The 20,194-nt window shown below is 64.2% G+C and carries 20 protein-coding genes; 12 read left to right on the top strand and 8 right to left on the bottom strand.

The annotated features are described in order from the left end of the window. The first annotated feature begins 10 nt into the window (after positions 1-10). The 3 genes from BLS13_RS03095 (at position 11) to BLS13_RS03105 (ending at position 3,101) form a co-directional block, all read left to right on the top strand. On the top strand, positions 11-2,272 hold the full coding sequence (locus BLS13_RS03095) for an NADP-dependent malic enzyme (protein WP_093449722.1): 2,262 nt from the start codon (positions 11-13) through the stop codon (positions 2,270-2,272). A 110-nt stretch (positions 2,273-2,382) separates the two neighbouring features. Beyond that, complete coding sequence (locus BLS13_RS03100) at positions 2,383-2,652, top strand: type II toxin-antitoxin system Phd/YefM family antitoxin (RefSeq protein ID WP_093449724.1); 270 nt, start codon at positions 2,383-2,385, stop codon at positions 2,650-2,652. Next, on the top strand, positions 2,649-3,101 hold the full coding sequence (locus BLS13_RS03105; RefSeq protein WP_093449726.1) for a type II toxin-antitoxin system VapC family toxin: 453 nt from the start codon (positions 2,649-2,651) through the stop codon (positions 3,099-3,101). Before BLS13_RS03100 ends, BLS13_RS03105 begins: the two co-directional genes overlap by 4 nt. 5 nt (positions 3,102-3,106) lie before the next feature. Here BLS13_RS03105 and BLS13_RS03110 read toward each other — a convergent pair whose 3' ends face one another. Together BLS13_RS03110 and BLS13_RS03115 are read right to left on the bottom strand one after the other, a co-directional pair. Continuing rightward, positions 3,107-3,481 carry a GFA family protein gene (locus tag BLS13_RS03110; protein WP_176943408.1) on the bottom strand — a complete coding sequence of 125 codons (375 nt, stop codon included), beginning with the start codon at positions 3,479-3,481 and terminating at the stop codon, positions 3,107-3,109. Between the two features lie 10 nt (positions 3,482-3,491). After that, positions 3,492-4,229, bottom strand: coding sequence for a hypothetical protein (locus BLS13_RS03115; RefSeq protein ID WP_093449730.1), 738 nt, complete (start codon positions 4,227-4,229; stop codon positions 3,492-3,494). A gap of 83 nt (positions 4,230-4,312) precedes the next feature. Here BLS13_RS03115 and recF point away from each other — a divergent pair, with 83 nt between their 5' ends. The 4 genes from recF (at position 4,313) to BLS13_RS03135 (ending at position 11,453) form a co-directional block, all read left to right on the top strand. Then, positions 4,313-5,395, top strand: coding sequence for a DNA replication/repair protein RecF (gene recF / locus BLS13_RS03120; RefSeq protein WP_093449731.1), 1,083 nt, complete (start codon positions 4,313-4,315; stop codon positions 5,393-5,395). Between the two features lie 167 nt (positions 5,396-5,562). Then, complete coding sequence (gene gyrB / locus BLS13_RS03125; protein WP_093449733.1) at positions 5,563-8,031, top strand: DNA topoisomerase (ATP-hydrolyzing) subunit B; 2,469 nt, start codon at positions 5,563-5,565, stop codon at positions 8,029-8,031. A 445-nt stretch (positions 8,032-8,476) separates the two neighbouring features. Continuing rightward, the gene (locus tag BLS13_RS03130; protein WP_093449734.1) at positions 8,477-10,093 is read left to right on the top strand and encodes an alpha-amylase family glycosyl hydrolase; all 1,617 of its coding nucleotides are present in this window, start codon (positions 8,477-8,479) and stop codon (positions 10,091-10,093) included. 13 nt (positions 10,094-10,106) lie between these two features. Beyond that, positions 10,107-11,453: a glycosyltransferase family 4 protein gene (locus tag BLS13_RS03135; protein WP_176943409.1), complete on the top strand. Its 1,347-nt coding sequence runs from the start codon at positions 10,107-10,109 to the stop codon at positions 11,451-11,453. A 181-nt stretch (positions 11,454-11,634) separates the two neighbouring features. Here BLS13_RS03135 and BLS13_RS03140 read toward each other — a convergent pair whose 3' ends face one another. Then, positions 11,635-11,964 carry a hypothetical protein gene (locus BLS13_RS03140; protein ID WP_256325686.1) on the bottom strand — a complete coding sequence of 110 codons (330 nt, stop codon included), beginning with the start codon at positions 11,962-11,964 and terminating at the stop codon, positions 11,635-11,637. 32 nt (positions 11,965-11,996) lie between these two features. Then, positions 11,997-12,596 (bottom strand): NAD(P)H:quinone oxidoreductase, encoded by a 600-nt coding sequence (gene wrbA / locus BLS13_RS03145; protein WP_093449739.1) that lies wholly within the window; start codon positions 12,594-12,596, stop codon positions 11,997-11,999. Positions 12,597-12,708: 112 nt separating this feature from the next. On the opposite strand from wrbA, the gene BLS13_RS03150 reads away from it, so the two are divergent. The 4 genes from BLS13_RS03150 (at position 12,709) to msrB (ending at position 15,672) form a co-directional block, all read left to right on the top strand. Then, complete coding sequence (locus tag BLS13_RS03150) at positions 12,709-13,626, top strand: LysR family transcriptional regulator (RefSeq protein ID WP_093449740.1); 918 nt, start codon at positions 12,709-12,711, stop codon at positions 13,624-13,626. A 130-nt stretch (positions 13,627-13,756) separates the two neighbouring features. Beyond that, positions 13,757-14,023 (top strand): DUF3297 family protein, encoded by a 267-nt coding sequence (locus BLS13_RS03155; RefSeq protein WP_093449742.1) that lies wholly within the window; start codon positions 13,757-13,759, stop codon positions 14,021-14,023. 5 nt (positions 14,024-14,028) lie between these two features. Next, complete coding sequence (locus BLS13_RS03160) at positions 14,029-14,904, top strand: aldose 1-epimerase family protein (RefSeq protein WP_093449743.1); 876 nt, start codon at positions 14,029-14,031, stop codon at positions 14,902-14,904. 375 nt (positions 14,905-15,279) lie between these two features. Then, positions 15,280-15,672: a peptide-methionine (R)-S-oxide reductase MsrB gene (msrB, locus tag BLS13_RS03165; protein ID WP_093449745.1), complete on the top strand. Its 393-nt coding sequence runs from the start codon at positions 15,280-15,282 to the stop codon at positions 15,670-15,672. Between the two features lie 57 nt (positions 15,673-15,729). Here the strand turns inward: msrB and BLS13_RS03170 are convergent, their stop codons facing one another. Further along, positions 15,730-16,125 carry a ribonuclease E inhibitor RraB gene (locus tag BLS13_RS03170; RefSeq protein WP_093449746.1) on the bottom strand — a complete coding sequence of 132 codons (396 nt, stop codon included), beginning with the start codon at positions 16,123-16,125 and terminating at the stop codon, positions 15,730-15,732. Positions 16,126-16,337: 212 nt separating this feature from the next. Here BLS13_RS03170 and BLS13_RS03175 point away from each other — a divergent pair, with 212 nt between their 5' ends. After that, on the top strand, positions 16,338-18,383 hold the full coding sequence (locus BLS13_RS03175; RefSeq protein ID WP_093449748.1) for a transglycosylase domain-containing protein: 2,046 nt from the start codon (positions 16,338-16,340) through the stop codon (positions 18,381-18,383). Here BLS13_RS03175 and BLS13_RS03180 read toward each other — a convergent pair. The 3 genes from BLS13_RS03180 to BLS13_RS03190 are packed head-to-tail and all read right to left on the bottom strand — an operon-like array spanning position 18,359 to position 20,122. Beyond that, entirely contained in the window at positions 18,359-19,087 is a 729-nt protein-coding gene (locus tag BLS13_RS03180) for a M48 family metallopeptidase (protein ID WP_256325687.1), read from the bottom strand. The two genes, BLS13_RS03175 and BLS13_RS03180, sit on opposite strands and share 25 nt — an antisense overlap. Beyond that, positions 19,068-19,508: a YcgN family cysteine cluster protein gene (locus BLS13_RS03185; protein WP_176943410.1), complete on the bottom strand. Its 441-nt coding sequence runs from the start codon at positions 19,506-19,508 to the stop codon at positions 19,068-19,070. Before BLS13_RS03185 ends, BLS13_RS03180 begins: the two co-directional genes overlap by 20 nt. Then, positions 19,505-20,122 carry an SCO family protein gene (locus BLS13_RS03190; protein WP_093449749.1) on the bottom strand — a complete coding sequence of 206 codons (618 nt, stop codon included), beginning with the start codon at positions 20,120-20,122 and terminating at the stop codon, positions 19,505-19,507. Before BLS13_RS03190 ends, BLS13_RS03185 begins: the two co-directional genes overlap by 4 nt. Positions 20,123-20,194: the final 72 nt, after the last annotated feature.

The raw sequence follows: 20,194 nt of genomic DNA on the forward strand, positions 1-20,194 counted from the left end.
GGAGAGCACAATGAGCGACAATAAGGTGCAGTTTTCCGATCGGGAGGCGTTGTTCTTCCACTCCACCGGGCGCCCCGGCAAGATCGAGATCATCGCTTCGAAGCCGATGGCGACCCAGCGCGACCTGAGCCTGGCTTATTCGCCGGGTGTCGCCGTGCCGGTGCGCGCGATCGCCGAAGATCCCGAAACCGCTTATGATTATACCGCCAAGGGCAATCTCGTCGCCGTCATCACCAACGGCACCGCGATCCTCGGCCTCGGCAACCTCGGCGCGCTGGCCGCGAAGCCGGTGATGGAGGGCAAGGCCGTCCTGTTCAAGCGGTTCGCCGACGTCGATTCGATCGACATCGAACTCGACACCGAGGATCCCGATGCCTTCATCGCCGCGGTCAAGCTGATGGAGCCGAGCTTCGGCGGCATCAATCTGGAGGATATCAAGGCCCCCGAATGCTTCATCATCGAGCAGGCGCTCAAGGAAGTGATGAAGATTCCGGTGATGCATGACGATCAGCACGGCACCGCGATCATCGCCGCCGCCGGCCTGATCAATGCCGCCTTTCTCACCAATCGCGACCTGAAGGACATGTCGGTCGTGGTGAACGGCGCCGGCGCGGCCGCGATTGCCTGCACCGAATTGATCAAGGCGGTTGGCGTGCCGCACGACAATGTGCTGCTGTGCGATTCCAAGGGCGTGGTCTATCAGGGCCGCACCGCGGGCATGAACCAGTGGAAGTCGGCGCATGCCGCCAAAACCGATAGACGGACGCTGGCCGATGCGATGAAGGGTGCCGACGTGTTCCTCGGCCTCTCGGTCAAAGGCGCGCTGACGCCGGAGATGGTCAAGACGATGGCCCCGCATCCGATCATCTTCGCGATGGCCAATCCCGATCCCGAGATCACCCCGCCCGAAGCCAAGGCCGTGCGCCCCGACGCGATCGTCGCGACCGGCCGTTCAGACTATCCGAACCAGGTCAACAATGTGCTCGGCTTCCCGTTCATCTTCCGCGGTGCGCTCGACGTGCGCGCGACCGGCATCAACCAGGAGATGAAGATCGCCGCCGCCCGTGCGCTGGCCGAACTCGCCCGCGAGCAGGTTCCCGAGGAAGTCGCCGCCGCTTATGGCGGTGAGGCACCGCGTTTCGGGCGCGATTATATCATCCCGGCACCGTTCGATCCGCGGCTGATGGAAATCGTGCCCGCCGCCGTCGCGCAGGCGGCGATGGACAGCGGCGTCGCCCGCAAGCCTCTGCTCGACATGGGCGCCTATCGCGACAGCCTGAAGGCCCGCCTCAATCCGACGACGTCGGTGCTGACGATGGCCTATGAAACGGCGCGCGCGCATCCCAAACGCGTTGTGTTCGCCGAGGCCGAGGAAGAGGTAGTGCTGCGCGCGGCCATCCAGTTCAAGAATGGCGGCTATGGTACGCCGCTACTGGTTGGCCGCGATGACGTGCCCGACAAATTGCGCGAACTGGGTGTCGATGATCCCGAGACATATGAGCTGCACAACAGCCGCGTCTCGCCGCTGGTGCCGAAGATGGTCGACTATCTCTACGAGCGGCTCCGCCGCCGCGGCTATCTGCGCCGCGAAGTCGAGGTAATGGTCAACCAGGATCGCAACATCTTCGGCGCGCTGCTGCTCGCGCTGGGCGAGGCCGACGTGATGGTGACCGGCGTCACCCGCACCTACAGCCACACCTTCCGCCAGATCCGCCGCGTGATCGATCCGGTCGAGGGGCATCGCCCGTGCGGCATCCACCTGTTCGTCGGCCAGAGCCACACGACGTTCATCGCCGACACCACCGTCACCGAACGCCCAAGCGCCGAGGAACTGGCCGACATTGCCGAGCAGACCGCGGCCGTCGCCCGCCGCATGGGGCATGAACCACGCGTCGCGTTCATGTCCTATTCGACGTTCGGCAACCCCCCGGGCAGTTATCTCGAACTGGTCCGCGCGGCCGTCGCGATTCTCGACAAGCGCGGCGCCAGCTTCGAATATGAAGGCGAAATGGCGCCCGATGCCGCGCTCAACCCGTCGGTCATGGCAATGTACCCGTTCTGCCGCCTTTCCGGCCCGGCCAATGTGCTGATCATGCCCGGCCTGCAATCGGCCAACATCTCGGCCAAGCTGCTGCGTGAGCTCGGCCGCGGCACGATGATCGGACCGATGCTGGTCGGCCTCGAAAAGCCGATTCAGATTGCCACGATGTCGGCGACCGCATCCGAACTGCTGACGCTGGCGGTTCTTTCGGCGAGCGGCATCGCCAAGTAATGGCGAGGGGGCCGGACCGGCCCCCTCGACCGCCCGCGCGGAGAAATCGTGGACAGCACCATATGGTCATGTTATATGACCAGTCATTAAATATGACCATATGGTGCCCCATGCGTATCGAAATCTACGGCGCGACCGAATTCAAGACGAACTGCCTCAGCATCCTCGATCGGCTCGCGCATAACGATGTCGACAAGGTGACCATCACCAAGCGCGGGAAGGTCGTCGCAATCCTGACGCCGCCGCCCTGCGACGCGCAGGCTGTCAACGATATCCATGGATTCATGCGGACTTCGGTCTCGATACCGGACGACCTCGATCTGACCGCGCCTGTCCTTGACGAACCCGTTCTGGCTGAGCGCGGCATCCTCCACCAATGACGGCAGGCACCGCCGTCGATGGCGCACGGGCCGTCCTGCTCGACACATGCGCGCTGATATGGCTCGCCAATGGCGACGCCCTGCAGCCGCAAGCCTTGTCGGCCATCATCTCGGCGGGCTCGGCCGACGGCATCTTCGTGTCACCCGCCTCGGCGTGGGAAATCGGCATGCTCAGCCGGCCGCGGCAAGGCCGGTCCGGTGCCGTATCATTCCTGCCCGATCCGCAAAGCTGGTTCGCGCGCTTCGTTGCCGGCCCGGGCATCAGAATCGCCCCGCTGTTGCCGGAGATCATGATCGCCGCGTCGTTCCTGCCCGAACCGATTCATGGGGATCCGGGTGACCGGCTGATTCTCGCCACGGCGCGTCATCATCAGATGCCGGTGGTTACGCGCGACCGGAAGATAATCGACTATGCTTCGGCCGGCCACGCGCGCGTTATCGCCTGCTGAGTCCTTCAGTCCGCAATCGAGACATGGATCCACGGCAGCCGCATCTCTTCATGCTCATGGGCTTGTGGCCGGAATCGCCCCGGATCGTCGAAAACGCCGATATGCAGATGGATCATGCCGGGCAGATTGGCGCCCTGATAGGACATCGTCGATCCGCACACGCCGCAGAAGCCGCGCCAGACACCCGGCGATGATGCGTAACGGGTGAAGGCTTCGCCGCTGATCGCGACCCGATCGGCCCGATAGTCGGCGAACACCGTGCACGGCGCGCCGCTATGCCTGCGGCAGCTCGCACAATGGCAGGCCGCGACGCCCTCCGGCTCTCCCGAAGCGACAAGCCGCACACCACCGCACAGGCAGGCTCCCGTGAATTGCGTCATCCTGATCCTTTCAGCGATGCGCATTTTCCGCAATATCGGCCTTCATCGCCGCCACCAGCGCATCGACGGTCGCGGGTTCGGCCGGCAGCGCCAGCCGGCCCGGCGCGACAGCGAATATATCGACATGATCGAGCCGGAACCGGCCGCCGACATCGATCGGCGTGCCCAGCGCGAAGATTTCCCGCGTCTCGCCGATCAGCTCGGGGATGGCCGGCCCCATCATCACCGCGGCCGGCACAAGTGCGGCATTCATGAATTGTTCGAGCACCCGCCCCACCGGCACCAGCGCGGCATCCTTGCTTATCACATAATCGGCGGCCTTGTCGGGGTCGGCGCTATCGAGCCCGCGGACATGGTAAAGGCGCCCCGCATAGCCGCCCACATTCTGCTCGGCCCCGGCCTCGATACGCAGGTGCGCGGGCAATGCCGATGCCGCCACAGGGTTTTTGAGCAGATCGTGAAAGATCGGCGGAACCACGCGATCGACCGCCGCGCCGACATCCTCGATCCGTGCCACCATCGGCACGCCCTGCTGCCCGCCGACGATGTAGAAATGGCCGCCGAGCAACAGCCCGTAATCGCTGCTATCGGCCTCGCCGATCCGCGCATCACCATTGTCGGCGACCTCGATCACGAGCTGGCCCGATTTCGCCGCATCGAAATAGACCGCGCGCAAGCCGGCCTCCGCTTGCCCGGCGAAAGCCAGAACGGCCAGCGCCCCCAATCCGATCTTGATCATCCTGCGCATCGATCGCCTCTCCTGCCGACAGCGCGCCTGTGGAGCACGGCCGGTCCTTTCCCTCAACCGGAAAATCCCCCAAGGAAACGGCCATGGCCATCACCCGCCTCTCGCTCACCGATTTTCGGTGCTACGCCTCAGCGCTGATCGCGCCCGGGCCGGGCTTCGTAGTGCTGACAGGCGAGAATGGCGCGGGCAAGACCAACGTGCTCGAGGCAATCTCGCTGCTCAGCGCGGGGCGGGGCCTGCGCCGCGCGGCATTGACGGAGATGGCGCGCAGTGACGGACCGGGCGGCTTTTCGATTGCGGCCCGGCTAGCCGCCGCGGGTGGGGACGTCGACCTGGGCACCGGCACCACCCCCGGCGCACCCGAGCGCCGCATCGTGCGGATCAACGGCACGGGTAGCGGCGCATCGGCGCTGGGCGAATGGCTGTCGCTATTATGGCTGACGCCGGCGATGGACCGGCTATTCGTCGAGGGGACCGAAGGGCGCCGGGCGTTTCTCGACAGGCTCGTGCTGGCAATCGACCCGGCGCATGCCGTCCATGCCGGCCGCTACGAGGCGGCCATGCGCGCGCGCAACAAATTGCTGCGCGAGGACGAAAGGCCCGATCCGGCCTGGCTCGCCGCGATCGAGGCGCGGATGGCCGAGCATGGCCCGGCCATGGCCGCCGCGCGGGCCGACGTGGTCGACGCGCTCAATGCACGCATCGCGGGCCAGAGCGACGGGCCGTTCGCACGCGCCGCCATGGCGATCGAGGGTTGGGCCGCCACCGATTCGGCGATCTTTGCCGCCGCCCTGCGCCAGTCGCGCCCGCGCGATGCAGCGGCGGGCCGGACGCTGGCCGGCCCCCATCGGCAGGATCTCGTGGTAACCCATATAGCCAAACAGCAACCCGCCGCCCGCGCATCGACCGGCGAACAGAAGGCGCTGCTGGTCGGGATCGTGCTCGCGCATGCCGACCTGGTCGCGGCACGCAGCGGACGGCGGCCGATCCTGCTGATGGACGAGGTCGCCGCGCATCTCGATCCCGTGCGCCGCGCCGCCTTGTTCGACCGGCTGGCAGGAAGCGGCGGGCAGATCTGGCTGACGGGCACCGAGCCGGCCTTGTTCGACGGGTTGGGACATGACGCGACCTGGCTGCACGTGCGCGCGGGACAGATCGAGGGGTAGGCAAGACCGTCATCCCAGCGAAGGCTGGGATCTCGCTTTCTTCTTTACGTTGCCAAAAAGGAGCGAGATCCCAGCTTTCGCTGGGATGACGTGGTGAGATAGCGAGTTGGGCCCGCCCCAAACCGGTTTTGTTTGGGTTTTCCGATTGTCGTCGCTATAGAATCGGCATGACTGACGAACCCCAGAACAACGCCTACGACGCCGATTCCATCAAGGTCCTCAAAGGGCTGGACGCGGTCCGCAAACGCCCCGGAATGTATATCGGCGATACCGACGACGGATCAGGCCTCCACCACATGGTCTTCGAAGTTTCGGACAACGCCATCGACGAGGCGCTGGCCGGCCATTGCGATCGCATCACCATCACCCTGAACCCCGACGGATCGGTATCGGTCGAGGATAATGGACGCGGCATTCCGACCGGTATCCATACCGAAGAGGGCGTGTCCGCCGCCGAAGTGATCATGACCCAGCTCCACGCGGGCGGGAAATTCGACAACACATCGGATACCAACGCCTATAAGGTTTCCGGCGGCCTCCATGGCGTGGGCGTATCGGTGGTCAACGCGCTCAGCGACTTCCTCGATCTCACGATCTGGCGCGATGATCAGGAGCATTATATGCGCTTCAAGCGCGGCGATGCCGTTGCGCCGCTGAAGATCGTCGGGCCCGCCAATGGCAAGAAGGGTACCAAGGTGACCTTCATGCCATCGGCCGAGACGTTCAAGATCCTCGAATTCGATTTCGACAAGCTCGAGCACCGCTTCCGCGAACTCGCTTTCCTCAATTCGGGCGTGCGGCTGTTCCTGGTCGATGGCCGCCATGCCGAGCCGCGCGAGATCGAACTGTTCTACGAGGGCGGCATTGCGGCATTCGTCAAATATCTCGACCGTACCAAAGTGCCGTTGATGCCCGAGCCGGTGGCGATCCATGGCCAGCGCGACGATGTCGGCATCGACGTCGCGCTCGAATGGAATGACAGCTATTATGAGCAGGTTCTCTGCTTCACCAACAATATCCCGCAACGCGACGGCGGCACCCATCTCGCCGCGTTCCGCGCCGCGCTGACCCGCACGCTCAATAACTATGCCGAGAAATCGGGCGCGCTGAAGAAGGAAAAGGTCAGCCTCACCGGCGACGACATGCGCGAGGGGCTGACCGCGATCGTATCGGTCAAGCTGCCCGATCCCAAGTTCGGCAGCCAGACCAAGGACAAGCTCGTCTCGTCCGAGGTCCGCCAGCCGCTCGAAAGCCTGATGGCCGACAAGCTGCAGGAATGGCTTGAGGAGAATCCCGCCCACGCCAAGTCGATCGTCCTCAAGATCATCGACGCCGCCGCCGCGCGCGAGGCCGCCCGCAAGGCGCGCGAACTGACCCGGCGGAAGGGCGTGATGGACATCGCCTCGCTGCCCGGCAAGCTCGCCGACTGCCAGGAGCGCGATCCCAGCAAGTGCGAACTGTTCCTGGTCGAGGGTGATTCGGCCGGCGGCTCGGCCAAGCAGGGGCGCAACCGGGTCAATCAGGCGATCCTGCCGCTGAAGGGCAAGATCCTGAACGTCGAGCGCGCGCGCTTCGATCGGATGCTCTCCTCCAAGGAGGTCGGCACTTTGATCCAGGCGATGGGCACCGGCATCGGCCGCGACGATTTCAACCTCGAAAAGCTGCGTTATCACAAGATCGTGATCATGACCGACGCCGATGTCGACGGCGCGCATATCCGCACCTTGCTCCTCACCTTCTTCTATCGGCACATGAAGCCGATCATCGATGCCGGCCATCTCTATATCGCGCAGCCGCCGCTCTATAAGGTCGCGAAGGGCCGGTCCGAAGTCTATCTGAAGGACGATGCCGCGCTCGACGAATATCTGGTGACGGCAGGCCTCGGCCTGATGATCCTCGAGGCCCCCGGTGGCGCGCGTTCGGGCGACGATCTGCGCACTTTGGTCGAACATGCGCGACGGATGCGATCGCTGATGCGGTTCGTGCCCAAGCGCTACGATGCGATGATCATCGAGGCATTGTCGCTGACTGGCGCGCTCGATCCCGAGGCCGACGACGAAGGCCATCGTGCATCGGTGGCGCGCGTTGCCGAATGGCTGGGCCGCACCGATCCGGAGGCCATATGGTCAGGCGACCTCTCGGAGGAAGGCGGCTATCACCTCAAGCGGCTGTGGCGCGGCGTGACCGATCACCACATCATCGATCCGGCCTTCATCCGCTCCGCCGAGGCGCGCAAACTGCACAGCCTGGCGAGCGAACAGGCCGAGTCGTTCGCGCGCACCGCCCGTCTCGTTCCGCTCCGCCAGTCGGCCGCGGCGGCAGCCGAGAGCGACGACGAGCCCGCGATCGACACGCGCGGCACCGCCGTCAACGGGCCGTTCGACCTGCTGGAGGCGATCCTCGCCGCCGGCCGCAAGGGCATGTCGGTGCAGCGCTACAAGGGTCTTGGCGAAATGAACGCCGAGCAATTGTGGGAAACCACGCTCGACCCGGTCAATCGCGCGATGCTGCAGGTCGAGGTGCAGCAGGCCGATGTCGCCGACGAGATCTTCACCCGATTGATGGGCGACATCGTCGAACCGCGCCGCGAGTTCATCCAGGACAATGCGCTGTCGGTGGCGAATTTGGACGTCTGATCGATCGGTGCACGATCAAGGCTTTGAGAGCCAATTGCGCTTGCCGTCGGGCACGGCAATCGAATGAACACGATGGCTCCCTAGTACCGCCGTCCATGGGTCCCGCTTTCGCGGGGATGACGATACAGGGGAGATCTCAGCTTAATAAAATTCGCTACCTCAATAGAATAGCTCTTATCTAAGCGGCCAAGAGAACAAGTCCGGGATGACGAACTTTTGTGGGCAACGCCACTACAGAGGATCTCTTCCGGAGGAGCTTTGCCTTATTCGCCCGATTGCGGTTGCCATCGGGCGCGCTCCATCGCCAGGGTGCCGACAATCTGCTATGGTCGGTCATCGCCGGATGGACTCACTGAGCATCCCGGCGACTGAGAGACCGCCGTGCTCCCGCTGACCGGGAGATTGCCGTATCGATACCCTTGCAGATGATGTCGCCATTGAGCCGATCGGCCGCCACGAAGCCACGGATGGCGCGCGCCGCTGGTGGGAGCGGGGCACCATCTATCAGGTCTATCCGCGATCGTTCCAGGACAGCAACGGCGACGGCATCGGCGATCTTAGCGGGATTGAAAGCCGGCTCGATTATCTCGTCGGCCTTGGCATTGATGCCATCTGGCTCTCCCCGATTTTTCCATCCCCGATGGCCGACTTCGGCTATGATGTTGCCGATTATTGCGACATCGATCCCATGTTCGGCACGCTCGCCGATTTCGATCGGCTGCTCGCCGCCGCCCACGCGCGCGGGCTCAAACTGCTGCTCGATTTCGTCCCCAACCACAGTTCCGACCGGCACCGCTGGTTCACCGAAAGCCGGTCGTCCCGCGATAATCCGAAGCGCGATTGGTATATCTGGCGCGATGCCGCAGCCGATGGCGGGCCGCCGAACAACTGGATCAGCGACTTCGGCGGATCGGCGTGGGAATATGATCCCGCCACCGGGCAATATTATTACCATGCCTTCCTGAAGGAGCAGCCGGACCTCAACTGGCGCAACCCCGATCTGCGCGCGGCGATGATCGATGTCCTTCAGTTCTGGCTCGACCGCGGGGTCGATGGGTTCCGGATCGACGTGCTGTGGCACATATTGAAGGCGGCAGATTTTCCGGACAACCCGCTCAACCCCGCCTATCGCCCCGCCATGGGCGAGATGCACAGCGTTATGCAGTTGCATTCGACCGATCAGCCCGAAGTGCACGAGATCGTCGCCGAAATGCGCGATCTTGCCGATAGCTATGGCCGCGGCGGTGAAAGGGTGCTGATCGGCGAGATCTGCCTGCCGCTCGACAAACTGGTGCGTTATTATGGCGTGGGGGCGCCGGGCGTACACCTGCCCTTCAATTTCCACCTGATCGATGCGCCGTGGCAGGCGCGCGCGCTGGCGACATTCATCGATGCCTATGAAGCGGCACTGCCGCCAGGCGGCTGGCCGAACTGGGTGCTGGGCAGCCATGATGCCCGCCGCGTCGCCGCGCGGCTGGGCGAAGCGCAGGCGCGCGTCGCGGCGATGCTGCTGCTGACGCTGCGCGGGACACCCACGCTCTATCAAGGCGACGAGATCGGCATCGGCGAGGTCGCCATCCCCGCCGGGCAGCTCGTCGATCCGCGCGAATTGCGCGAGCCGGGCCTGGGTCTGGGCCGCGATCCGTCTCGAACGCCGATGGCCTGGGACCGATCGGACAATGGCGGATTCACGACCGGCGTGCCCTGGCTGCCGCTGCACAGCGATTGGCGGCAGCGCAATGTTGCCGCCGAACAGGGCGATCCGCAATCGCTCGTCAATTTCTATCATCGGCTACTGACGATGCGGCGCGCGTCGGAGGCGCTGTCGATCGGGCAATATGTGGCGGTCGAGGCGGTCGGCGACATCCTCGCTTATGAGCGCCGTCATGACGATGAGCGCCTGCTGATCATACTCAACCTCGGCGATCGCGAGCAGGCGCTGCCGGCCCAGGTTCACGGCGCCACGCCGCTGCTGTGCACGCTGACCGCGCGGGGCGATGGCCGAAGCATGCGACCCAATGAGGGCGCAATCTTTGCACTGCCCTCCGACCGAGGACATTGAAGTGCGTATAGCCATGCTGAGCTCTATCTCGTGGCGCACGCCGCCGCACGGATACGGGCCCTGGGAACAGGTAACGAGCCATCTTACCGAGGCGCTCGTGGCCAAGGGCGTCGATGTGACCCTGTTCGCGACACAGGATTCGATGACTTCCGGCCATCTCGCCGGGCCCGTGGCGCGGGGATATTCGGAGGATCGCGACATCGATGCGAAGACATGGGAGCTGCTTCATGTCGCGCATCTGTTCGAACGCGCCGATGAATTCGACATCATCCACAATCATGCCGATATCGTCCCGCTCGCCTTCTCGCGGCTGGTCGATACCCCCGTCGTCACGACGATCCATGGCTTTTCGTCGGAACGAATTCTGCCGATCTTCCGAAGCTATGACGATCGGGTCGCCTATGTCGCGATCAGCGACGCCGATCGCCATCCCGACCTGACCTATGCGGCGACGATTCACCATGGCATCAATATCGACGACTTTCCGTTCGATCCCGTGGGTGGCCCCAATTTGCTGTTTTTCGGCCGCATCCATCCCGACAAGGGGGCCAGCGACGCGATCCGCGCAGCCATGGCGACCGGCCATCGACTAGAAATGGCCGGGATCATCCAGGACCATGACTATCATCAGCGCGAAGTGGCGCCCTTCATCGACGGCGATCGGATCGTTCATGTCGGCGTCGTCGGCGGCTCTCATCGCGCAGCCTTGCTCGGAAGGTCGCGCGCGCTCCTGCATCTCATCGGCTTCGACGAGCCATTCGGCCTGTCGGTCGTCGAAGCGATGGCCTGCGGCACACCCGTCATTGCCTATCGACGCGGATCGATGGCCGAACTGATCGACGATGGCGTCACGGGATTTCTCGTCGACAGCTTTGACGAAGCCATTGCCGCGATCGGCCGTATCGGCGAAATCGACCGGGCAGCGTGTCGCAAGGCGGCGACCGCGCGGTTCGGCGTGGAGCGCATGGCCGAGAATTACATCGCCTTATACGAGGATCTGATTCGCAAGGCGCCGCGGCGCACGCCAAAATCGCATCCGGCCGAAACCAACTCGGCGGTCGATACCCGCCAGCCGCCAGCCTACGCAGCAGGCGCCTGGGGAAAAAGCGGATCGGTCACAGGCAAGGATGGCCATGTGCGAAGCTTCGACATCGCTTTCTCATGGATGGACAAAGGTCTGGTGGAAGCGTTGGAGAAGATGGCACCGATCCCGGATCGGCAGGCATTTTACGACCTGTATTGCCTCAGCCATGTTGCCACATATCATCAGGCCTTCAAGCCGCGCATCTACGCACGGAGCATGGCCGGTTGCGACGCGGCGGAGGTCGATCGCGAGCAAAAAGAGATCCGAATCGGTTGAACAGGCTTGGTGGTGCCCCAGATTTGGGGGCGCCCGCGGCGGCGCTCGATCATGCGAGCAAGGCCGGCCGCGGGCAGGTTGCGGAGCGGGGGGGGGGGGGGGGGGGGGGGGGGGGGGGGGGGGGGGGGGGGGGGGGGGGGGGGGGGGGGGGGGCGATGCTCCGCAACCCTGACTGAAGAAATTATCGTGCGAGCATCGCCACGGCGGAGATCTGGTTCTGGCTATAGCCAAATTCGGTCAGGCGATTGGAAAGATCCGACACATCGGCGCGACCGCGCACGCGGCACACGAAACGGCGCAGCGTTTCAAGTTGCGGATCGGCCAGCGGCATCTTCGGGGCGGCGCCGCTCGCCCGGCGGACGAAGCGGCCAAGCCATGAACGGCTGAGGCCATCCGTGCATCCGAGCTCGCCCGCCTCGCGCATCGCGAGCGATACGACCTTCCATTCGAGCGCCGAAAGCGTCGGTACAGCTTTGCGGTTCTGGCTGCTGGTCTGGGCTAGGCTTGCCACGTCGTCCTCCATATTTCGATGGTCTTATCTCTTCACCCGAAAAGCTTCGCTGTGATTTCGGCCACATGTCGGCCTTGAAATTTTGCGCCTTCGATCTCGGTTTCGCTCGGCTGGCGCGATCCATCGCCATTGGCGATCGTGGTTGCGCCATAAGGGCTGCCACCGACGACCTCGTCATTCCGCATCTGGCCCTGAAAGCTGTAGGGCAGGCCGACGATCGTCATGCCGAAGTGCAGCAAGTTGGTGATGATCGAGAACAACGTCACTTCCTGGCCGCCATGCTGGGTGGCGCTGGAGGTGAAAGCGGCGCCGACCTTGCCGTTCAGCGCACCGCGCGCCCACAGGGCGCCAGCCTGATCCAGAAATGCCGCCATCTGCGATGACATCCGGCCGAAACGGGTGCCCGTGCCGACAATGATCGCATCATAATTTTCGAGATCGGCAACCGTGGCGATCGGCGCCTTCTGATCGAGCTTGAAATGGTTGCGGACGGCACTTTCTTCGGGAACCGTCTCGGGAACGCGCTTGACGTCGACGATCGCGCCCGTGCTGCGGGCGCCCTCGGCGATGGCTTCTGCCATCGTTTCGATATGGCCGTAGGTGGAATAATAGAGCACCAGGATCTTTGCCATGTCGGCCTCCGTAATGGGTTGCACCCGCTCGGGCGCTTCGGAGCCTGTTTACCCTTGCGGGCGGACTAATAAATGGAGATGATCGAAACTCATCGTTTCCGATTGGGGCACAATGGCGCATCTTCCCGATTTCGAGGCCTGGGCCATTTTCGCGAAGGTCGCCGAGCGCGGATCCTTTTCGGCCGCCGCCACCGACCTGGCGCTTTCGAAGGCGACTGTGTCCAAGGCGATATCGCGGCTCGAGCAACGGCTGGCAACGCCGCTCTTCCATCGCAGTTCGCGGAAATTGTCACTCACCGAAAGCGGGGTAATGGCGCAGGAACGCGCCGGCCGCATCCTGGCCGATGGCGAGGCGATCGAGGAAGCGATCTCGGAGCGCGGATCCGAGCCGCGCGGGCTGGTGCGGCTGGCGGCGCCGATGTCTTTCGGCATCGCGCATCTGCGCCCTTTGTTGCCGCTGTTCTGCAGCACCTACCCCCATATATCGATCGATCTCCACCTGAGCGACGCGCGCGTCGACCTGATCGAACAGGGGTTCGATATTGCGCTCCGGATCGGTTCGCTCGAGGATTCGGCGCTGAAGGCGCGGCGGTTGTTTCCGGTGCGGCTGCCGCTGCTCGGCGCGCCGGCTTTGTTCGATCGGCTCGGTCGACCGAGCCATCCGCGCGACCTCGAACAATATCCGGCGCTCACCTATTCGCATGTTCGCCAGCCGGGCCGGTGGCATTTCCACCATACCGAACATGGCGATCTCAGCGTTGAGGTCAGCGGGCCGATCCGATCGAACAATGGCGACGTGATGCTCGATGCGCTGATCGCCGGCACCGGTATCTGCCCGCTGCCGGATTTCCTGGCGTGGCAGGCGCTGGCCGACGGCCGGCTGGAGGAGGTGCTGCGCGACTGGGCACCGCGATCCAACGCGCTGCATCTGGTAACACCGCCGACGGCGCTGCGGCCGGCGCGCGTGCGGGTGCTGATCGACTTTCTGGCCGCCGCCTTTCTGAAGCCGCCCTGGTCAACCACGGGCTGAAAATCTCCGTGCCAGTGGCCCGGGAACATCGCGTTTTTGCCGGTCGCGATTTCCGGGTCGCCAGATGATTTCATCCTGCTCGAAATCCCTCTAAGGGGAACCGATCATACCCAACCGGATTTCGATACTTATGACCGACACGCCTCCCGACCGCCTCTCGATCAACCCCTCCAGCCCCTTTTTCGACGGCACGCTGCTCGAGCGCGGGGTCGGCATTCGCTTCAAGGGGATCGAAAAGAACAATGTCGAGGAATATTGCGTGAGCGAAGGCTGGGTGCGCGTTGCCGCCGGCAATACGCGCGACCGCAAGGGCAATCCGCTGACGATCAAGCTCAGCGGCCCGGTCGAAGCCTATTTCCGCGACATAGCGGCGGATGCTGACGCCAGCGACGCCTGACACCGATGTCGACGCCGTTTCGCATCGCGTCCGCGGGCCTGTCGGCGGAAATTTCCGCGATCGGCGCCGAATTGCAGCGGCTGACCACCAGCGACGGCCGCGAACTGTTGTGGGATGGCGATCCGGCCTTCTGGTCTGGCCGCGCGCCGATCCTGTTTCCGATCGTCGGCACGGTTCGCGACGACCACTATCGCTGCGGCGGACACAGCTACGCACTGCCGCGTCACGGCTTTGCGCGCCGGCGCGCGTTCACGCTGAACGAGCAGCGTGGCGACAGCGTGACGTTGCGGCTCGAATCGGATGATGAGACACGTGCGCTCTGGCCGTTCGCATTCTGCCTCGACATGATCTTCGCGATCGATGGAAACAGGCTCATGATGACGGGGCGGGTGACCAATCGCAGCGATCAGCCGATGCCGACCTCGTTCGGCTTTCATCCGGCGTTGCGCTGGCCGCTGCCCGATGGCGGCGAACGCGCGGACCATGTGATTCTGTTCGATCACCCCGAACCGGGGCCCGTGCGTCGCCTCGATTCGGCTGGCCTGCTCGATCCCGCGCCGCGGCCCTCGCCGGTCGACGGGAATCGCCTCGCGCTGTCGGACGATCTGTTCGTGGAAGACGCGTTGATCTTCGAATCGATGGACAGCCGGCGGCTCGTCTATGGCGTACCGGGGGCCGGGCAGATCGCGGTCGACTATCCCGACATGCCATCACTGGGCCTGTGGACCAAGCCGGGGGCCGGCTATCTCTGCATCGAGCCGTGGCAGGGCTATTCCGATCCGGCCGGCTTCGAAGGCGATATCGCCGACAAGCCGGGTGTCGTGCCGATCGCCCCGGGGGCGACCCGCGATTTCATGATCGGAATCACCGCGCTCGATTGAGCGCCCCCGATGCTAAAAATGCCAGACATCCCCAAAATGGTCACGCCCGGCGCTCCAAGGGATCGGAGCGCCGGGCGTGTGGCACAGCTTCTGCTGCCTGTGTGGCCTTGTTCTCGCGGCGGAAACGAAACAGCGAGACATTGGCGAAATTGTCGGAGCAACACGAAGCACTGATACGCAAAGCAACTAATACTAACGCTGTGCAACGCTGCACAGGTCATACGGCCGCATCCCCACGTCCGAAGTGACGGACATCACAATGCGCAGAAATATGCGAAAAATTTGCCACGCTATGTGGTTAAGCTCACACTAACCGCATTTAATGTGGACGGCTGGGTGCTTGACCCGGCGCGCCGGTGCCCACACATTGCGCGCATGGACAAACTCGATCTCCCCGAACAGGAATGGCGCAAGCGGCTGACGCCCGAGCAATATCATGTGCTGCGCGAGGCGGGCACAGAGCGCGCCTTCACCGGCAAATATTGGAACAATCACGACGACGGCGTCTATCGCTGCGCGGGCTGCGGCATCGAACTGTTCGAAAGCGATGCCAAGTTCGATTCGGGCTGCGGCTGGCCGAGCTTCACCGCGCCCGCCAAGGACGAGACGATCGTCGAACATCGCGATGTGAGCTATGGCATGGTACGGACCGAAGTGCGCTGCGCGAAGTGCGACGGCCATCTGGGCCATGTCTTTCCCGACGGCCCTGGCCCCAATGGCCTGCGCTATTGCATCAATTCGGCATCGATCGACTTCAAGGGAGAGTAGGAAGCGAGGTCCGTCGCCGACAAGGAGGGTGATGCCAACGGGCTTGCGGTCAACTGTTTAGCGACGCGGTGTGGCCGCCGTTCCCCAGCCATCATAGCGGACTCCAAAAGCCGACTCTAATTGCAACGCCTCTTTGGTCAGGGCGGTTAACACAGGCAACTCAGTAGTTTGATCGCGTTGGAGATCGAGCGCCGTACTGCCATCGTCCTGCGCGATCGTTTGGATTATCCGCCAGCCCATTCCAGGGGCAGCCTGCCTCAGTCTTTCTATACTGCCGGCGGCACCGACAAAGCGCACGTCCACCGGGCGCACGTTCGTCGGTTCATCACCGTTGTTGCGTAGCGAGCGGATTACGTCGCCATCAGCAGCTAACTCAGCGGCCAATCGATCGGGATCAACCTTTTCCTGCGCCAAACTAGCGACTCCGCTCAGCAGGAAAATAGCGAACGACATGCCGACATACTATCCCAGCACAGTCCGCGATGTCGATTGCTGCTTCGCGTCGCGGCCGGCCCCTATTCATCGCAGCGAAAAGTCCCCTCCTGTACGAATCGCGCGACAATCAGGGGGGCGTGGCAATGATGCTTGGCAGCAGCGGGCTTAAGCGGTAACTCCGGCGCCCACGCGATGACCGCCTCTTCATCTTCCGCAGGATCGACACGCTCATGGGCTGGCTGAAGGCCGTTGCCAAATATTCGCTGTTCGCCGGGCTCGCCGGGCTCGGCGCGCTGATCATCGCGGTGATGATCGCGATGGCATCGCTGCCCGGCTTCAACGAGCTGAAATCGAGCCCGAATGGCCAGATGGTGCGCGTGCGCGCCGCCGACGGATCGGTGATCGTGTCGCTCGGGCCGAGCTATGGCGACTGGCTATCGGGCAACCAGATCCCCGATACGATGAAGAAGGCGATGGTCGCGGTCGAGGATCGGCGCTTCTACATGCATCCCGGTGTCGACCCGATCGGGATGGCACGATCGGTGTGGGTCGCCGCACGCAACCGCGGCACCGGCAAGCGCCTGCAAGGCGCCTCAACGATCACCCAGCAGCTTGCGCGCAACATCTTCCTGACCAACGCCTACAGCTTCGGCCGCAAGTTCCGCGAGGTGATCCTGGCGCTCGCGATGGAACGCAAGTTCAGCAAGGAACAGATACTCGAACTCTATCTGAACCGCGTCTATTTCGGCGGCGGCGCCTACGGCATCGATGCAGCGAGCCGCAAATTTTTCGGCCATTCGGGCAACAATCTGAAGCTCAGCGAGGCTGCGATCATCGCCGGTCTGGTGAAGGCGCCGTCGCATTATTCGCCGACCGCCGACGCCCAGGCTGCGGTCGATCGCGCCGCCGTCGTGCTCGAGGTGATGCAGGATGCCGGGGCGATTACCGAGAAAGAGGCGAAGGAGGCCGATCTCAAGGGCGTCCATCTTGCGACCGAAACCGATCAGAACGCCGTCCGCTATTTCACCGACTGGGCGCTCGCGCAGCTCGACGACCTGATCGACGAAACCGTCGAACCGATCGACGTATGGACGACGATCGACCCGGCGATGCAGCATGCCGCGGATCAGGCGATCCGGGCCAATGCGCCCGATGGCGCGCAAGGCGCGCTGGTGTCGCTCGATCGCGATGGCGCCGTCCGCGCGATGGTGGGCGGGCGCGATTATGTATCGTCGATCTACAATCGCGCGACCCAGGCCGAGCGGCAGCCCGGATCGGCATTCAAGCTGTTCGTCTATCTGACCGCGCTTGAGCAAGGCGTTAAGCCCGATTCGCCCGTGGTCGACGAACCCGTCGAAATCGAAGGCTGGAGCCCGCGCAACAGCAACCGCAAATTTGCGGGCGCGATCGACGTGCGCACCGCCTTCGCTTTCTCGATCAACACGGTCGCCGCCAAGCTGGGCGCGCAGGTCGGCTTCTCGGCGGTTGCCGACATGGCGCACCGCTTCGGGATCAGCAGCCCGCTCAATACGCATCCGTCGATGGTGCTCGGCACGTCCGACGTGCGCCTGATCGACATGACGCGCGCCTTCGCCGCGATATCGCGCAAGGGCGTCGCGGTGGTGCCTTATGGCATCGTCAAGGTGACGACCGCCAAGGGCCAGGTACTCTACACCCACCCCAACGACGATTCGCGCGTGCTGGTGGCACCGTGGGTTGCAGCGGAAATGACCGACCTGCTGCAGACCGCGGTCAACACCGGCACCGCACGCGCCGCGCAGATCGGTCGCCCGGTCGCCGGCAAGACCGGCACGACATCATCGAACAAGGATGGCTGGTTCCTCGGATTTTCGAGCGGGATCACCACCGGGGTGTGGATGGGCCGCGACGATGCCAAGACGATCGGCGGCCTGCAGGGCGGCCGTGCTCCGGCGCGCGCTTTCGCCGATTATATGAAGGTTGCGGTAGCGAAGCGGCCGGTCGAGCCGTTCGAGACCCAGGTCACCTTGCCCGAATGGCAGCTCGAGCCCGACGAGGAGACCTATTTCGGTGCCCCGGACGAAGGCGCGGCCACCCCGCCCGAGGGATCGCCGATGGACAAGGTGCTCGACGAGGCCGGTGTTCCGCCCGAAACCGCGGCGCAGCCAGCCCCGACGACACCGGTCCCGGCGCCCCCCGTGCGCAAGCCCGCGACCGAACTGGCGCCCAATTATCTCGACGAAGTGATCGGCAAGCCCAAGCCGCCCGCGCGTCAGGGATCGCGGCCCAACCAGTAGAGCGCCGAGCCGTGGGCGCGCAGCCAGGCCCGCTCGGCCAAAGGATCGCGCCCGAGCAGCCGGCGCACGGCCGCATGGAAATCCGGGCTGTGATCCATGTGGAGGCGATGCGCGACCTCATGCGCCACGGTGGATTCGAGAACGGCCGGCGGCGCGAGGATCAGCCGCCAGCTGTAGCGGATATCGCCGGTCGACGAGCAGCTACCCCAGCGCGCCCGCGGATCGGCGACCGATATCCGCCCGACGCTGACATTGGCGCGCGCCGCGAATTCGCGGGTTTCGGCCTCCAGCCGCTCGATCGCCTGCTTCTTCAGCCAGCGCACGATGCGGTGGCCCATCATGTCCGGCGGGCCCGCGACGAGCAGGCGCTCACCATCGCGCCGCACGCCGCGCACCGCAGCGATCTCGACCCGCAGGGTCTCACCCGCCACGTCCAGGGTCACGCCTTCACAGATCGGCTGCGGGTTCGGCAGCGCCGACAGCGCCTTTTCCACCCAGGCGCGCTGGCCCTCGACCCAGCGCAAGGCATCGCGGATCGAAGCGCGTTTCGGCAGAATGAGGCGCACGCCGCCGTCACGCGGATCGACGCTCAGCCGCATGCGCCGCGCCTGGGCCATCCGCCGAACGACCAGCTCGCGGCTGCGGCCGCCGCCCTCGAACGTCAGGACCGGTTCCGGCGCCTTATTAAATATCGCGATCGACAAGATGATGCTCGAGATCGCCGACGTCGTTCTCCGAGACCGTCCAGCCCCGCACCGACTGACCGGCGCGATGGACCGATTCGGGATCGCCACTGACCAGCGGATGCCAGTCGGCCAGCGGCTTGCCTTCATCGAGCAGCCGATAGGCGCAGGTTTGCGGCAGCCAATCGAGTTCGCGCAGCGCCCTTGGCGTCAGGCGCACGCATTCGGGCACGAAGATCTTGCGACGCTTATAATCGCCGCACCGGCCGCTGTGCCGATCGAGCAATTTGCAGGCGACGTTGGTGGGATGGAGTTCACCCGTCTCGTCATCCTCCAGCTTGTGGAGGCAGCATTTGCCGCAGCCATCGCACAGCGATTCCCACTCGGCGCGGGTCATCTCGTCGAGGCCCTTGACCTCCCAGAAGGGTATAAGCTCGCTCATCGCACCCAGCGTTCGAGTTCGGCGGCGATCACGTCGGCTTCCTTGTCCTGCGGGATCAAGGCGATCGGATCGCCGGTGGGGCCGAACAAGACCGTCTGGCGGCTATGATCCATCAGATAGCCGGCGGCCCCAGCCGGAGCGTCCTGCTTCTTATAATAGATCGCATATTCCTTCGCGACCGCCGCGATCTCGGCATCGCTGCCGGTCAGGCCGATCAGCCGCGGATGAAAAGCCCGCACGAATTGCTTGAGCGCCGCCGGCGTATCGCGCGCGGGATCGACCGAAATGAAGATCGGCTGGACTTTCGCAGCGAGCGCCGGCGCCTTCTGCTCAAACTGTTTGAAGCCTTTCATCAGATGCTGGACATCGGTGGGGCAGGCATCGGGGCAAAATGTGTAGCCGAAATAGATCATCCGGTACCGGCCCGCGAAATCGCGGTCGCTGACCTTTTTGCCATCCTGATCGGTGAGCGTGAACGGGCCGCCGATCCGCGTGCCCTGCAGCGGCGCTTCCTCGGTCGGTCGGCTGCAGCCCGACAATGTCGACGCACCGACCAACAAAGCGAGCGCGGCTATCGACGAAAGAAAGGGATTGTTCATGGTGTGGCCAGCCATGCTTTGCTATGCGCGCCCTTGCAAGCGCAGTTGGGATCAGGGGCAAGATCAATATGGGCCGACGCCTTAAAG

Origin of the sequence: Sphingomonas sp. YR710 (assembly GCF_900101455.1) — a bacterium.
Lineage (GTDB): Bacteria > Pseudomonadota > Alphaproteobacteria > Sphingomonadales > Sphingomonadaceae > Rhizorhabdus.

Coding starts and splice junctions, on each gene's coding strand:
- BLS13_RS03095 (WP_093449722.1), top strand. CDS start 11: ATGAGCGACAATAAGGTGCAGTTTTCCGATCGGGAGGCGTTGTTCTTC.
- BLS13_RS03100 (WP_093449724.1), top strand. CDS start 2,383: ATGCGTATCGAAATCTACGGCGCGACCGAATTCAAGACGAACTGCCTC.
- BLS13_RS03105 (WP_093449726.1), top strand. CDS start 2,649: ATGACGGCAGGCACCGCCGTCGATGGCGCACGGGCCGTCCTGCTCGAC.
- BLS13_RS03110 (WP_176943408.1), bottom strand. CDS start 3,481: ATGACGCAATTCACGGGAGCCTGCCTGTGCGGTGGTGTGCGGCTTGTC.
- BLS13_RS03115 (WP_093449730.1), bottom strand. CDS start 4,229: ATGCGCAGGATGATCAAGATCGGATTGGGGGCGCTGGCCGTTCTGGCT.
- recF (WP_093449731.1), top strand. CDS start 4,313: ATGGCCATCACCCGCCTCTCGCTCACCGATTTTCGGTGCTACGCCTCA.
- gyrB (WP_093449733.1), top strand. CDS start 5,563: ATGACTGACGAACCCCAGAACAACGCCTACGACGCCGATTCCATCAAG.
- BLS13_RS03135 (WP_176943409.1), top strand. CDS start 10,107: ATGCTGAGCTCTATCTCGTGGCGCACGCCGCCGCACGGATACGGGCCC.
- wrbA (WP_093449739.1), bottom strand. CDS start 12,596: ATGGCAAAGATCCTGGTGCTCTATTATTCCACCTACGGCCATATCGAA.
- BLS13_RS03150 (WP_093449740.1), top strand. CDS start 12,709: ATGGCGCATCTTCCCGATTTCGAGGCCTGGGCCATTTTCGCGAAGGTC.
- BLS13_RS03155 (WP_093449742.1), top strand. CDS start 13,757: ATGACCGACACGCCTCCCGACCGCCTCTCGATCAACCCCTCCAGCCCC.
- BLS13_RS03160 (WP_093449743.1), top strand. CDS start 14,029: ATGTCGACGCCGTTTCGCATCGCGTCCGCGGGCCTGTCGGCGGAAATT.
- msrB (WP_093449745.1), top strand. CDS start 15,280: ATGGACAAACTCGATCTCCCCGAACAGGAATGGCGCAAGCGGCTGACG.
- BLS13_RS03170 (WP_093449746.1), bottom strand. CDS start 16,125: ATGTCGTTCGCTATTTTCCTGCTGAGCGGAGTCGCTAGTTTGGCGCAG.
- BLS13_RS03175 (WP_093449748.1), top strand. CDS start 16,338: ATGGGCTGGCTGAAGGCCGTTGCCAAATATTCGCTGTTCGCCGGGCTC.
- BLS13_RS03185 (WP_176943410.1), bottom strand. CDS start 19,508: ATGAGCGAGCTTATACCCTTCTGGGAGGTCAAGGGCCTCGACGAGATG.
- BLS13_RS03190 (WP_093449749.1), bottom strand. CDS start 20,122: ATGGCTGGCCACACCATGAACAATCCCTTTCTTTCGTCGATAGCCGCG.